The sequence below is a fragment of the Micromonospora sp. U56 genome, from assembly GCF_018070095.1.
In the GTDB taxonomy this organism is placed as follows: Bacteria; Actinomycetota; Actinomycetes; order Mycobacteriales; family Micromonosporaceae; genus Micromonospora; species Micromonospora purpureochromogenes.
In genome coordinates this window covers 141,413-154,912 of record NZ_JAGPYL010000002.1, presented here as the reverse complement: position 1 = coordinate 154,912, position 13,500 = coordinate 141,413, and the positions used below count along the sequence as shown (strand labels likewise).

The window sequence follows — 13,500 nt, the reverse complement described above, 5'->3', positions numbered from 1 at the left end:
GCACGAGCAATGGCCAAGGCTGCGGCACTTCGCAAGCCGAAGAAGAAGGTGAACCCGCTCGACAAGGACGGGATCACCTACATCGACTACAAGGACACCGCGCTGCTGCGCAAGTTCATCTCCGACCGCGGCAAGATCCGCGCTCGGCGGGTGACCGGCGTGACCTCGCAGCAGCAGCGGCAGATCGCCCGTGCGGTCAAGAACGCCCGTGAGATGGCGCTCCTGCCGTACACCGCCACGGCCCGCTGAGAGGAGGCACCGACATGAAGATCATCCTGACCCAGGAAGTTTCCGGTCTCGGTGCCCCCGGCGACATCGTCGAGGTCAAGAACGGCTACGGCCGTAACTACCTGCTGCCGCAGGGCTTCGCGATCAGCTGGACCAAGGGTGCGGAGAAGCAGGTCACGGTCATCAAGCGGGCCCGCTCGGCCCGCGAGATCCGCGACCTCGGCCACGCCAACGAGGTCAAGGACCAGCTCGAGGGTCTGAAGGTCAACCTGAAGGCCCGCGCCGGTGACGGCGGTCGGCTCTTCGGCTCGGTCACCTCGGCCGAGATCGTCGACGCCGTCAAGGCGGCCGGCGGCCCGACCCTCGACCGTCGTCGGCTGGAGCTGCCCGGTCACATCAAGTCGACCGGCTCCTACCCGGTGCGGGTCAAGCTGCACCCCGAGGTGACCGCCAAGTTCGACCTCAACGTCGTTCAGGGCTGACACCCTCCGCACGACGAAAGGGCCCGCACCGGACTCCGGTGCGGGCCCTTTCGCCTGCCCTCGTAGCGGCCGGCTCAGCCGATCGGCTGACCGGTCACCGCGCTGATCATGACGGTGGACAGGCCGCCACCGACCACCGCCGCGGCCAGCGCCACCGTCGCCGACCGCCAGGTCGTGCCCACCCGGCGCAGCAGCCCCGCGACGACGAGGCTGCTCACCAGCGCCAGCCCGAAGCGCGGCGCCCCGGCCACCAGCGACGCGAAGGCGTGCGCCCGCGGCGAATCGCAGCCGCCGCCGCTGATGTCCGTCACGCACCCCGCCGGCGCCTGACCGTCCAGGGTCAGCAGCCACCCGAAGACCAACGCCGCCGGCACCAGATAGCAGGCGGCGGTGTAGAGCAGCGGACGCAGCGGACCACCCGGATCCGGGTCCAGCAGGTCGTCCTCCAGACGTCGGTTCCACACCCCACCGCCGACCGAATTGATCCGGTCACGCCACGACGGCGCGGCGACCGGCGCGGCCGGCTCCAGGCGACGACGAGAAGACGGTCGCGGCCGTGGTGCGGTGTAGGCGATCGCCGGCGACCGGGGCGCCGACGACGGCGGGTCCATCCACCGCGGATCGTCCCCGGCCAGCCGCGTGCCCGACCAGAACCCGTCCGGCTGCTCCGGCCACGACCAACCCTCACCGGTCACCGGCTCCGCCGACCGCGGCGGCTCGGTACGGTCCCAGCGGCTGACGTCGGTGCGGTCCTCCCACCGGCTCGGCTCCTCGTACCGGTCCCGCCGGGCCAGGTCGCCACGGTCCCACTGGCCGGTGTCGGTGAACCGGTCCCACTGACCGGTGCTGTCGCCCTGATCCCACCGGGTGGCCGCACCGGCGGCGTCCCAGCGGTCCTCGGGGCCCGAGCGCTGCCAGGCGTGCACTCCGGAGGCGTCCCACGGGTCCACCGCCGGCCGGTACTCCGGTTCCGGCTCCGCCACCGGCTCGGTACGGCTCCACGGGTCGACCGCCGGGCGGGACCAGGCGTCGGCCGAGGCGCGCCGGCTGCGCCGGGTCGGCCGCTCCACCTCCCGCGCGGCCGGCTCCTCGTCGGACTCCTCGACACCCGACCAGATCACCTGCGGACGGCGCGAGGCCGACCGGCGCGGACGGGGCGTCGGCGCGGCACCGGAGACCGGCTCGTCCTCCACGGAGTCGGCGCGCCGGCTGCCGACGTACCCCTGCTCCTGCGGACGGTCGAAGGTCCACTCCCGGGTGTGGTCGGACTCAACCGCGGCGCCGATCGCCCGGGGCTCGCCCCAGCTGCGCTCGCTGCGCCGCCCGCCCCCGGAGATCGGGCGGTCGTCGTACTCGTCGTCGTCCGGCGCGGCGTGCCGGCCCCGGCCGTCGGCGTGCGCGATACCCGACTCCACGGCCCAGCGCGGCAGGTAGGCGTCGACCGGCTCCTGCTGGCCGCGCTCGACGGCTCGCCGTCGGCTGGGGGTGCGGTAGCCCTCGGCCGCGTACCGGTAGGGATCGGCCGGGACAGCCTCGCCGAAGTCGTCCCACGGGGCGACCGGCTGACGCTCGCGCGGGCTGCCCTCCCCGCGCTCCCAGTCCCGGTAACTCACGGCCGGAGCGTGACCCTTCTCAACCGAAAGCGCAATCCGCTGTCCAGGTGTAGCCGTTCCCAGCAGATAGTACGGGAAATCCGAACCCAAAGCCTTACCGGAAAATACCCGTCCACAGGCTGGGGACGATGTTTCCGCAGGTCAGCGGCGATCGGCCCAGAATTCCCCACCGGTTTTCCACAACCTGTGCACACGCTGCGCACACGCTCGTCCACTCCATCCACAGGTTGTCCCGAGGCTCGTCCACCGGCCTGGTTGGGGTCTGACCTCGGGTTCCGTATCGTGGGGCACCGACCGGTCGCGCGATCGCCCCCGATCGACTGGCCGGGTCGATCGGAAGTTGTCGCACCCGGCCGGTAGAGCTGGTATCGACCCGACGCAGTGGAGGGGGATCCGTGTCGGTCACCGACGACATGCGGGCGGAGCCCCGAGCCGGCGGGCAGGCGTCCGCACCGGCGCAGCGCGACGGGCAGTTCGACAAGACCCCGCCGCAGGACGTCGCCGCCGAGCAGTGCGTCATCGGCGGCATGCTGCTCTCCAAGGACGCCATCGCCGACGTCGTGGAGATCCTGAAGTCGAGCGACTTCTACCGGCCGGTGCACGCCACCATCTTCGACGCCATCCTGGACATTTACGGCCGGGGTGAGCCGGCCGACGGGATCACCGTCGCTGCCGCCCTGGCCGACTCCGGCGATCTCGCCCGGATCGGCGGCGCCCCCTATCTGCACACCTGCATGGCCGCAGTGCCGACAGCAGCGAACGCCGCGTACTACGCCCGGATCGTCGGCGAGCGCGCGGTGCTTCGTCGGCTGGTCGAGGCCGGCACGCGGATCGTGCAGCTCGGCTACGGCACCGCTGCTGGCGGTAGCCGAGACGTCGACGACGTGGTCGACCTCGCGCAGCAGGCGGTCTACGAGATCACCGAGCGCCGGGTCAGCGAGGACTTCGCGGTGCTGGCCGACATGCTCCAGCCGACGCTCGACGAGATCGAGGCGGTCGGGGCGCAGGGCGGGGTGATGACCGGCGTGCCGACCGGCTTCACCGACCTGGACCGGCTGCTCAACGGCCTGCACCCGGGGCAACTCATCATCGTGGCCGGCCGGCCCGGTCTGGGCAAGGCGCTCGCTCTGGACACCCCGCTGCCGACCCCGGACGGCTGGACCACCATGGGCGAGGTCCAGGTCGGCGACCAGCTGATCGCCGCCGACGGGCGGCCGACGACGATCACCGCCGCCTTCGACGTCCGGTACGACCGTCCCTGCTACGAGGTCGAGTTCTCCGACGGCAGCGTCATCGTGGCCGACGCCGAGCACCTGTGGAAGACCACCACCCGGGCCAGCCGCCGTCAGCCCGAGCCGCGACTCCGGTCGCACTGGCCGCAGTCGTCCCTGGCGAAGGTCCGTGTGGCGGAGGCGGCCGCCGGTGCCGAGCCTCGGCGACTGGTCACCCTCGCGCAGACCCTCGAACTCGTCGGCCCCGAGTTCAAGAACGTGCTGCACACCGTCGCGCGTGAGGTCGGCGTCAACGGCCGGGTCAGCCGACCGGTCACCCGGGCGGGCAACACCCGGAACTGGACGGCACCGGGCTACCCCGCCGGCCCGCTCCTGACCGGGCTGCGGGAGCGCGCCGAACGCCCGGTCAACGCCGGTGCCCGGGTCCGGCACGACGGTGTCGTCACCACCGCCGAGATCGCGGCGACGTTGCGTACCGGCGGGGACGGCCGGCTCAACCACGCCGTCGAGAACGCCGTTCCGTTGCAACTGCCGGAGCGGGAGCTGCCGATCCCGCCGTACACGCTCGGGGTCTGGCTGGGGGACGGGCACTCGGACGCGAGCCGCTTCACCACCGCCGATCCGGAGCTGGTCGAGCACGTCGTGCGGGACGGGTTCGTGGTGCGTCCGAGCGGCCCGCTGAACTACACCATCGTGCTTCCCGAGGTGCCCGCTCCGGCCGGCCGGCGCTGCGTCGACTGCGGCTCGTCCACCAGGGCGCTGCGGGAGAATCCGTCGACGCGGCGGTGCGCCGAGTGCCACGGGCGGCACGGATCGTTCCGCGCGCTGCTCCGGGCTCTCGGGGTGTCGCCGGAGAAGCACATCCCGCAGGAGTACCTGCGGGCGTCGGAGGCCCAGCGACGCGCCCTGCTCGCCGGCCTGATGGACACCGACGGGACGGTCGCCGCCAGCGGCAACCTGCAGTACACCTCGACGTCCAAGCGGCTGGCGGAGGGCGTCCGCGAGCTGATCGTGAGCCTCGGGTACCGCTGCACGGTCAACGAGAAGCCGGTTCGCGGCCGCAGCGCCGCGTCGTCCATCGGGTACACGCTGAACTTCTCCACGCCCGACACGGTCTTCCGGTTGGAGCGGAAGCGGCGCGCCCACGCCGCACGGCGCCGGACAGCGTCCGACGTCCGGACCACCTCCCGTTACATCGTGGACGTGCGGCCGGTGCCCAGCGTGCCGGTCCGCTGCGTGACCGTGGACAACCCGGAGCACCTGTACCTGGCGGGCAGGGCGATGATCCCGACGCACAACAGCACCGCCAGCATGGACTTCGCCCGAAACGCGGCCATCCGCGCCAACCAGGCGGCGGCGATCTTCTCGCTGGAAATGAGCAAGGTCGAAATCGTCATGCGACTGCTCTCGGCCGAGGCGCGGGTTCCGCTGCACGTGCTCCGCAGCGGCCAACTTTCCGACGACGACTGGACCAAGCTGGCCCGCTGCATGGGCGAGATCAGCGAGGCACCGCTCTTCGTCGACGACACGCCGAGCATGAACCTGATGGAGATCCGGGCGAAGGCGCGCCGGCTCAAGCAGAAGCACGACCTCAAGATGATCGTGGTCGACTATCTCCAGCTGATGACCTCACCGAAGCGGACCGAGAGCCGCCAGCAGGAGGTCGCGGACCTCTCCCGTGGCCTGAAGCTGTTGGCCAAGGAGGTCGAGTGCCCGGTGATCGCGGTGAGCCAGCTGAACCGTGGCCCCGAGCAGCGCACCGATAAGCGACCACAATTGTCTGATTTGCGTGAATCTGGGTCAATTGAGCAAGATGCTGACGTCGTCATCCTGCTGCACCGGGACGACTACTACGACAAGGAGTCGCCGCGGGCTGGCGAGGCGGACTTTATTGTTGCTAAGCACAGAAATGGCCCTACTGATTCGATCACGGTAGCAGCGCAACTGCACCTGTCGCGCTTTGTCGACATGGCGATCGTCTGATCGTGTCCGGGGTGCGTCTCACGGAAGCGCAGCGCGAAGAGGTCGCCCGACGGGCAGCAAGTGGAGACACACTCACGGCAATTGCTGGGGCCTACGGTGTCACCAGGCAGGCGATTCGCGGCATTCTTCGTCGTCGAGGCATACCAGCTCGCGTAACAGGAAAGCTGACGGAAGCGGAGAAGTCTGAGGCGGTTCGACAATATGTGGAAGGTGCCACCATGGCTCAGGTTGCATCTGTCTACAAAGTTTCGGAACCAGCAATTCGTAGCCTGCTGATACGCCGCGCTGTTTTTGTACGTTCGGGCAAGACCTTAGTGCGGCATGATGCCTTTGCAGACCTGACAGCTGACGCCTGCTACTGGATCGGCTTTCTCTTCGCTGATGGATGCGTGAGCTATCGACCGGGCCGGCGGCCGCAGATTTCGGTGGGGCTTTCAGAAAGGGACCGCGAGCATCTGGTTGCTCTTCGTGGGTTCCTCGGTTCGACGAGCAGCATCTCCCTAGCAGGCCCTCCTCGTCGGTCGTGTCAGTTCTCGGTCCGATCTTCCCAGTTGGCTGATCGTCTGATCGGGTTGGGTCGCTACGAAGGTCCGGTTGACGCGCAACTGGTTGCGTCGCGCGATTTCTGGCGTGGGGTTGTCGACGGAGATGGCTCAATCGGCGTCTATAAAGTGTCGAAAGTCGGCGGGCGCAAAGCGGCGCAATTCAGGTTGGTGGGATCTCGTCGACTGCTCGACGCCTTTCTCGAGTTTCTTGCCACGTGCGGCATGAATGGTTTATCGGTGCGCCCCCACAAGAGCATTTGCACTGTTGGTACCACAGGCGGATCAGCCGAAAGGATCATTTCTTTGCTTTACAGTGGTGCGACGGTCTCCCTCCGGCGTAAGGCCGAGGCAGCCGCCCGAATTCTTGTGTAACGCCTACGCTCGCCCCGACAACCACGCTCGACTTTCATCCGGTCACGCCGATTACTCCGGCGCTGACGATTCCTCTGGGACGGAACGAGTGGCATGCGCCGTAGCGTCCGAACGAGCGGGACCGGGTGCTGCTGGGGCCGCTGGGTCGGCGGGATCGAGAACTTCGACGAGGACGTTATGCGCGCGCTGCTGCGCGAGGACGTGCGGGCCAGCCAACAGGGCGGCATGGAGTGTGCCTTGCGGCCGTCGCGCCATCGGCCGGACAGTCGGCTGGAAGGGGTTGTGAGCCTCGACCAGGTGCTGGAGATGGTTGCGGCTGGCAGCAGGTTGCGGCGGGCGTTGACCGTCGCTGAGGTGGCCGAGATGGCGGCCTTCGTGGCCTGGGACCGGGCGGTGGCATGACCGGGACGGTAGCCAACATCAGCGCTGGCGCGGTGCTGAAGTGACGGACCGGCGACTCACCCGATCAGCGGGAACCAGCCGGCGGCCTCGCCCAGCTCAGCGCGGTCCCGGTCGGTGAGCGGCTCGCGGCCGGCGGCCTTGAGCAGGTACACGGCGTCGTCCCAGCCGCTCGGGCGGACCGCGTCGTCGCTGAGCAGCCCGTCCACCGTGGTCACGGCGACGCGGCAGGCGAGCGGCCCGGGCGGCGGCGCGTCGGGCAGGTCGAGCACCAGGTCCAGGTGGTGGATGACGGCCTCGGTGGTCAGCGTGGCCAGGAAGTCGGGTACGCGCAGGACGTGCCCCTGGGTGCTGACACAGCCGGCCGGGTCGGCGGCGGTGGCGGCGCGCACGGCGGCGGGGGCGGTGTCGGACCAGAGCCGGACCACCCCGCTGGGGCGGTCGAAGGCGGCGGCGGAGCGGCGGGCCCACCAGGCGTGCCGGACGGCGTCCTCGCCGTCCCCGCCGGGCGGGAAGGAACGCCAGTAGCTGACGTCGTCCACGTCGGGCGGCTCGTCGGCGGGGCTGGCCAGGGCGACCAGGGCGCGCTGGGCGTCGCAGAGCACGTGGAAGAGCAGGTCGGCGACGAGCCAGCCCTGGCAGCGGGTGGGCCGTTGCAGGGCGGCGTCGTCGCGCCCGGCGACCACGGCGGTGATCCCCTCGTACGCCTGAGCGAGCGCCTCGTGCTGCGCGATCGACGTCATGAGGGGGAGCCTGCCACGGGCCGCCCGGATCGGCAGGGCGGAAGGGCCGGGGCGGGTGCCCCGGCCCCGGTGGCGGTCAGCCGAACATCTCGTCGAGGAAGCTCTTGTGCTTCTTGCGCTTGTAGTGCCCGTGGTAGCCGTGGTGCTGCTGCTGGTGCCCGCTGTGGCCGTACGCCGGCTGGGGCGGGTAGGCCGGCGCGTGCGGCGGCGGCGGGGGCGGCGCGGCCGGGTAGCCCGGCTGGTGCGGGGGCGGCGGCGGGGGCGGGGCGTACCCGCCGGCGACGTGGCCGGGCTGGGCCGGGCCGTGGCCCGCGGGCTGCCCGGGTGCCGGGGCGGCGTGCTGCTGGTTCCAGTTCGCCTCGGCCTCGAACAGCTTCTCGAGTTCACCGCGGTCGAGGAAGATCCCCCGACACTCGGTGCACTGGTCGATGACGACTCCGCTGCGCTCGTACTGGCGCATGTCTCCGTGACACTTGGGACAGGTGAGCTGCATCGCTCGACCGTACCCCGTCGGCGCGAGGTTCAGGCGGTGGCGATCAGCGCTTCGTTGACCTCGTCGTCGGAGACCTCGTGGAAGTCCTCGTAGTAGGCGCCGACCGCGCCGAACTCCGGCGGGCGCTGGGCGCAGATCACCTGGTCGGCCTCGGCGGCCAGCATCTCGTACGCCTCCTGGGAGCCGACCGGCACCGCGACGACGACCCGGCGGGCGCCGAGGTGGCGGGCGACCTGGACGGCGGCCCGGGCCGTCGCGCCGGTGGCCAGCCCGTCGTCGACGATGACGGCGGTCCGGCCGGTGAGGTCCAGCGGTGGTCGGCCGGCTCGGTAGCGGGCCTCCCGGCGTTCCAGCTCGGCCTGTTCCCGGCGCTGCACGTCGGCGACGTCGTCGGGGCCGAGCCGGGCGGCGACGACGTCGTTGAGCACCCGGACCCCGCCGGGGCCGAGTGCGCCGAAGGCGACCTCGGGCGCCCAGGGCATGCCGAGCTTGCGGACCACCAGGACGTCCAGGGGCGCGCCGAGCCGGTCGGCGATCACCCGGGCCACCGGCACGCCGCCCCGGACCAGCCCCAGCACGATGACGTCGGGTTCTCCGACCAGGCCGGCCAGCCGTTCGGCGAGCTGTCGGCCGGCATCCTCACGATCGCGGTAGGTGCTGCTCATGTCCTCAGGTCTACGCCCTGGGGAGGGCCGGTGTCGGCGACTCCGGCGAAACGGTGGTCGGCTGTCCGGTCAGCGCGGGTGCCCAGACGAGCAGGGCGAGCGGGTAGAGCAGGTAGCCGAAGCGGGTGGTGGGCATCAGCAGGATGGCCGCCAGCAGGCCGTATCCGCAGATCAGCGCGGTGGCGGTGGCGGTGTCGGGCGGGTGGCGCAGCAGTCGGAAGGCGATCGCCACGCCGGCGGCGACGAGCAGCGTCGCGGCGATCACCCGGCCGCCGGGCAGTCCGGTCGCGATCAGATGCCCGGGGAAGGGGGACTGGGCGGGGCTGGTCACCAGCCCATGGCCGAGCGGGAACCGCAGCACGTTCTCCACCAGCGCGTCCCGGTCGACCAGCACCGCCGGGACCAGGGCGAGCACCGGCAGGCCGAGCGCGCCGACGGCGACCCGGAGCCCGGCCCGCCGGGTGGCGCCCCAGAAGATCAGGACCAGGGCGACCGGCCAGGCGAAGAGCTTCAACGCGCCGGCGAGCCCGACCGCCGCGCCGGCCGCGCCGGGCCGGCCGGCGGCGGCGCACGCCAGCGCCAGCAGGCAGAGCGCGAGTACGGGCAGGTCGTCGCCGCCGGTGGCCAGGGTGAGGGCGCAGATCGGCAGCACGGTCGCGGCCTGTACGCCGCGCAGCACCGCCGCCGGGTGGGGGCGGCCCGCCGAGGGGCGGCCGGCGGCGCGCAGCGCGACCACCGCGACGGCCAGCGCCAGCGCGGTGACCAGCGCGAACCACACCCGGGAGTCGGTCCACCAGGCGTCCACGCCGGCGCGGGGCAGCCCGAACAGCGCCATCCCCGGCTGGTACGGCGTGTAGCCGAGCAGCCGTTCGTCGGGGGGGAGCGCGGCGATCGCGTCGGGCCCGAGGTAGGGGGTGCCGTGCTCGGCGAGCCGGATGCCGGCGTGCTCGACGACCACCACCTCCTCCTGCGCCCGGTCGGTACGCCCCGACGCCCGCTGGCTGCTCTGGATCACCAACGGCAGCAGGGCGGTGGTCGCCCAGGTCAGCGCGGTGACCGCCGAGCGCGCCGGCACCCCGGCCAGTCCGGGGCGGCGGCCTCGGAGCAGGAGTTGACCGGCGACCAGCAGCGCGGCGAGCAGGTAGCCGACGGCGGCGACGCTCCCCCAGGCCCGGTGCGGTGCCAGGCTGGAGGTGGCGGCGGTGACCGCGGCGAAGGCGGCGGAGACCGTGTAGAGGCCGAGGTCGAGGGCGAGGCCGCCGGCGGTGGAGTCCAGGGCGCGCCAGGTGCGGGAGGCGGCGGTCACGCCGGCAAGTGTGGCAGACCCGTCGGGCGGCTCCGGCCGGGCTGGCGGCGACCGGGGGCGAGGCGGATGACCGCGCCGGTGTCGTGCAGCGGCGGGACGAGGGTGCCGGGTCGGCCGCCCGAGCCGCGTTGCAGGGCGGCGAGGAGACTGCCGGACGGCAGCGGGCGGGCGAAGAGGTGGCCCTGGCCGGCGGCGCAGCCCAGCTCCCAGAGCGCCCGGCGCTGCGGCTCGCTCTCCACTCCCTCGGCGACCACGGTGAGGTCGAGGCTGCGGCCGAGGTCGAGGGTCGAGCGGATGACCGCCGCGGCCTCCGCCGAGCCCTCCATCGCGGTGACGAAGCTGCGGTCGATCTTCAGCTCGTGCACGGGGATGCGGGAGAGCAGGGAGAGCGAGGAGTAGCCGGTGCCGAAGTCGTCCAGCGACAGCCGGACGCCGGAGTCGCGCAGCCGGCTGAGCACCCGGTCGACCACGTCGAGCTGGCTCAGCGTCAGCGTCTCGGTCAGCTCCAGGACCAGCCGGTCGGGCGGGAGGTCGTGGGCGCGCAGCCGGGCCAGCACCGCGCCGGGGAAGCGGGCGTCGAGCAGGCTGCGTGGGGAGACGTTGACCGAGACCGGCAGGTCGAAGCCGGCCGCCCGCCAGCTCACGGCGGCGAGCAGCGCCTGGTCGAGGATCGCCTCGGCGAACGCGGGGAGCAGGCCGGAGCGTTCCACCGCCTCCAGGAAGCGCAGTGGGTCGATCATGCCGTGGGTCGGGTGGTGCCAGCGGGCCAGCGCTTCCGCGCCGGTCACCTCGCCGCTGGCCAGGTCCACGATGGGCTGGAAGTTGACGGTGAACTCGTGGTCGGCCACCGCCCGGGGCAGCTCGCCGCCGAGGGTGAGCCGGCCGAGGTCGGCGGTGTCGCGGGTCGGCGCGTACGTGGAGACCCGCTGACCGGCCCGCTTGGCCTGGTACATCGCCACGTCGGCGCGGCGCAGCAGCTCCGGCATGCCGCCGCTGGCGGGGGCCACGGCGATGCCCCCGCTGGCCTCGACGCTGATCCGCATGCCGTCGACGTCCAACGGCTGGTGCAGGGTGCCGATCAGTGCCTCCGCCCGGTGCGCGGCGACGGCCGGGGCGGGCAGTCCGCGCAGCAGTACGGCGAACTCGTCGCCGCCGAGGCGGGCCACCAGGTCCTCGGGCTGCGCGGCGGCTCGTAACCGGTCGGCGACCTGCATCAGCACCTGGTCGCCGGCGGCGTGGCCGAGGGTGTCGTTGACCTCTTTGAAGTGGTTGAGGTCGATCAGCACCAGCGCGGTCACCCCCTCGGCGTGCCGGGTGCTGAGCTGCTCGGTGCCGCGCTCCAGCAGTTGTCGCCGGTTGGCCAGGCCGGTCAGCGCGTCGTGGGTGGCGGCGTGCGCGTGTTCGGCGGCCACCCGGGCCAGCTCGGCGTACGCCTGGGCGTTGCGGACCGCGGTGCACAGCGCCGAGGCGAAGGTACGCAGCGTGTACTGCTCCCGCTCGGAGAGCTGGACCGGTCCCCGGAAGCGCAGCCGCAGCACCCCCACGTCGGCGCTGCCGTCGTGCCCCTCCAACGGTGCGGAGACGGCGGAGCCCTGGACGCTGCTCGGGTCCCCGACAGGCCCGTCGTAACCGATGCCACCTCTGGTACCCCGGACCGCGCGGGGGCCGTCGCGCAGCTCGATCTCGACCTCGTCCGCGGAGAAGAGTTCGGCGGCCTGGGTGACGGCGGTGGTGAGGACCTTCTCCAGGTCGACGACGTTCAGCGCGTCCGTGGTGCGGGCGAGGCGCTGCCAGGCCTGCTGCTCGGTGCGGGCCTTGACCCGGTTGGAGTACAGCAGGTGGAGGCTGAGCATCAGGGGTGGCACGGCGATGAGTAGGCGGCTGTCGCCGCGCAGGATGAGGAACGTCCCGAGGACCACCACCAGTCGGCCCACCGCGAAGGCGAGCCGGAGTTCCCAATCCTCCCGGAACAGTTCCTGTACCCGTTCACCGGAGGCGATCGCGATGACCGGCAGTGCGACCAGCTCGTCCAGCAGCACGGCGGCCAGATAGGCGAGGGACAGCGGCAGGATCGTGGCCAGCACGCTCTCTTCGCCCACCTGCCAGCCGCTCGCGTGCAGCATCGTGCCCGCCGCCGTCGCCACCAGCATGTTCTTTCCGATGCCGAAGGCGGCGCGGATGGCGGGGATTCGAGCGAGGGTGGTGACCAGGACGAGGGCGCAGCCCGTGGCGAGGACCACGGTCGAGGTCGGGGCCACGGTGAGGCCGATGACGATTGCCGTCTCGGTCCACGCGATGTCGTGGTTGTTGGCTCTGATCCGGATACGCACCTTGACGGTGAAGCCGGCGGCGACCAGCGAGATCAGGGCCAGCCAGGTGACGGGGCCGACCCTGGGTTCGTCGTTGGCGAGACGAACGGCGGACACGATGGTGGCGACGGCCGCCAAAAAGACGACGAGACCGACTAGCGGCAGCAGCCGCCGATCGGTCCCATCACTCCGTCGTTGTGGAGTCACCCATCGACCTCATTCAGTAACCGATGGTTGTGCACTCCGCAAGTTTACTGCTCTTGAGCTGGTTGCAGAACGTTGCTCAGGTCCATTCGTGCGACGTCATCATGACCCCCAGTGCGATTGTTCCCGTGTACCAATGGGGGGAGCTTAAAGGACAGTTGCCGCTCTCTTGCACTGATGAATGTCGGTATGCGCGATATCAGCGAACTCACAATGATTTGTGACGTTGTGTCCACGGGCTAAATGCGGAGCGCGTACGACTCGTACCCGGTCCTGCAACGGACGACCCGTGGCTTCGCCGGTCACCGGCCTAGCACTGCCGTTTGCGAACTATCTTCAGTCTGGCCTTGCCCGCTTCCAATTTCATCGACGGATCGGACCATCTCCTGGCTGCCGCAGGGTGACGTGCAGGGGTATGCCGATCATCCGGACGGGCAACGGGATGTGCGGGCCTTGCATCGTCCCGCCCGGTCCATGATCTCGTAGAGTGATCATTCGAGCACTTGGGGAGGAGTCATCGAGGATCTGGTGGAGATTCGAGTCCTGGGTAATCTTGAGGCGCTGATCAAGGGCGACCCAATAAACCTGGGTACGCCCAAGCAGCGGACCGTACTTGCCCTGCTGGTCATGCGAACCGGACGACTGGTGACGGTAGAGGATCTGGTCGACGAGTTGTGGCCCGACGGTCCACCCCCGTCCGCTGTCGCGAACGGTGACCACTTATCGGTTTCTTGTCGCCGCTCTCGTTAACGTCTCCGAACGTCGGTGAACGGGGGAGGTGCTGGCCGTGTCAGGACCAGACCGACGATGCCCCCGTGCGTCACGGTTTCCCCAGCGATCTTGACGGACGGGTAGGTGAGGGAGGAGCACGGCCATGGCACCCGGCTGTGCTCCTCCCGAACTCTTGATGCGTCCCGGTCGTACCC

General features: G+C 71.0%; 12 protein-coding genes. 5 read left to right on the top strand and 7 right to left on the bottom strand.

Annotated features, from left to right (window positions below; translation table 11 throughout):
- The first annotated feature begins 9 nt into the window (after positions 1 to 9).
- Together rpsR and rplI are read left to right on the top strand one after the other, a co-directional pair.
- A complete protein-coding gene (gene rpsR, locus KBX37_RS01980) occupies positions 10 to 249 on the top strand; it encodes a 30S ribosomal protein S18 (RefSeq protein WP_007073789.1) in 240 nt (79 codons plus the stop codon).
- A 14-nt stretch (positions 250 to 263) separates the two neighbouring features.
- A complete protein-coding gene (gene rplI / locus KBX37_RS01975; protein ID WP_154941082.1) occupies positions 264 to 710 on the top strand; it encodes a 50S ribosomal protein L9 in 447 nt (148 codons plus the stop codon).
- 74 nt (positions 711 to 784) lie between these two features.
- On the opposite strand, the gene KBX37_RS01970 is transcribed toward rplI, so the two are convergent.
- On the bottom strand, positions 785 to 2,323 hold the full coding sequence (locus KBX37_RS01970) for a hypothetical protein (RefSeq protein ID WP_210773969.1): 1,539 nt from the start codon (positions 2,321 to 2,323) through the stop codon (positions 785 to 787).
- Between the two features lie 395 nt (positions 2,324 to 2,718).
- On the opposite strand from KBX37_RS01970, the gene dnaB reads away from it, so the two are divergent.
- The 3 genes from dnaB to KBX37_RS01955 all read left to right on the top strand — a co-directional run bounded on the left by dnaB (position 2,719) and on the right by KBX37_RS01955 (position 6,857).
- A complete protein-coding gene (dnaB, locus tag KBX37_RS01965; protein ID WP_210773968.1) occupies positions 2,719 to 5,538 on the top strand; it encodes a replicative DNA helicase in 2,820 nt (939 codons plus the stop codon).
- 11 nt (positions 5,539 to 5,549) lie between these two features.
- Positions 5,550 to 6,455, top strand: coding sequence for a hypothetical protein (locus KBX37_RS01960; protein ID WP_210773965.1), 906 nt, complete (start codon positions 5,550 to 5,552; stop codon positions 6,453 to 6,455).
- A gap of 177 nt (positions 6,456 to 6,632) precedes the next feature.
- Positions 6,633 to 6,857 carry a hypothetical protein gene (locus KBX37_RS01955; protein WP_210773963.1) on the top strand — a complete coding sequence of 75 codons (225 nt, stop codon included), beginning with the start codon at positions 6,633 to 6,635 and terminating at the stop codon, positions 6,855 to 6,857.
- A 56-nt stretch (positions 6,858 to 6,913) separates the two neighbouring features.
- Here KBX37_RS01955 and KBX37_RS01950 read toward each other — a convergent pair whose 3' ends face one another.
- The 6 genes from KBX37_RS01950 to KBX37_RS35850 all read right to left on the bottom strand — a co-directional run bounded on the left by KBX37_RS01950 (position 6,914) and on the right by KBX37_RS35850 (position 13,294).
- Positions 6,914 to 7,597, bottom strand: a complete 684-nt coding sequence (locus KBX37_RS01950) for a maleylpyruvate isomerase N-terminal domain-containing protein (RefSeq protein WP_210773961.1) — start codon at positions 7,595 to 7,597, stop codon at positions 6,914 to 6,916.
- A gap of 76 nt (positions 7,598 to 7,673) precedes the next feature.
- Positions 7,674 to 8,090 carry a zf-TFIIB domain-containing protein gene (locus KBX37_RS01945; RefSeq protein WP_210773959.1) on the bottom strand — a complete coding sequence of 139 codons (417 nt, stop codon included), beginning with the start codon at positions 8,088 to 8,090 and terminating at the stop codon, positions 7,674 to 7,676.
- A 29-nt stretch (positions 8,091 to 8,119) separates the two neighbouring features.
- Positions 8,120 to 8,755: a phosphoribosyltransferase gene (locus KBX37_RS01940; protein WP_088959705.1), complete on the bottom strand. Its 636-nt coding sequence runs from the start codon at positions 8,753 to 8,755 to the stop codon at positions 8,120 to 8,122.
- Positions 8,756 to 8,765: 10 nt separating this feature from the next.
- Positions 8,766 to 10,061, bottom strand: coding sequence for a glycosyltransferase 87 family protein (locus KBX37_RS01935; RefSeq protein WP_210773957.1), 1,296 nt, complete (start codon positions 10,059 to 10,061; stop codon positions 8,766 to 8,768).
- On the bottom strand, positions 10,058 to 12,577 hold the full coding sequence (locus KBX37_RS01930; RefSeq protein ID WP_210773948.1) for a bifunctional diguanylate cyclase/phosphodiesterase: 2,520 nt from the start codon (positions 12,575 to 12,577) through the stop codon (positions 10,058 to 10,060). The genes KBX37_RS01935 and KBX37_RS01930 overlap by 4 nt, the downstream gene beginning before the upstream one ends.
- A 360-nt stretch (positions 12,578 to 12,937) precedes the next feature.
- Positions 12,938 to 13,294 carry a hypothetical protein gene (locus KBX37_RS35850; RefSeq protein WP_374103626.1) on the bottom strand — a complete coding sequence of 119 codons (357 nt, stop codon included), beginning with the start codon at positions 13,292 to 13,294 and terminating at the stop codon, positions 12,938 to 12,940.
- Between the last annotated feature and the right edge of the window lie 206 nt (positions 13,295 to 13,500).

What these genes read in the sequence shown, in the direction of transcription:
- rpsR (WP_007073789.1), top strand. Translation starts at nt 10, where the DNA reads ATGGCCAAGGCTGCGGCACTTCGCAAGCCGAAGAAGAAGGTGAACCCG.
- rplI (WP_154941082.1), top strand. Translation starts at nt 264, where the DNA reads ATGAAGATCATCCTGACCCAGGAAGTTTCCGGTCTCGGTGCCCCCGGC.
- KBX37_RS01955 (WP_210773963.1), top strand. Translation starts at nt 6,633, where the DNA reads ATGCGCGCGCTGCTGCGCGAGGACGTGCGGGCCAGCCAACAGGGCGGC.
- KBX37_RS01950 (WP_210773961.1), bottom strand. Translation starts at nt 7,597, where the DNA reads ATGACGTCGATCGCGCAGCACGAGGCGCTCGCTCAGGCGTACGAGGGG.
- KBX37_RS01945 (WP_210773959.1), bottom strand. Translation starts at nt 8,090, where the DNA reads ATGCAGCTCACCTGTCCCAAGTGTCACGGAGACATGCGCCAGTACGAG.
- KBX37_RS01940 (WP_088959705.1), bottom strand. Translation starts at nt 8,755, where the DNA reads ATGAGCAGCACCTACCGCGATCGTGAGGATGCCGGCCGACAGCTCGCC.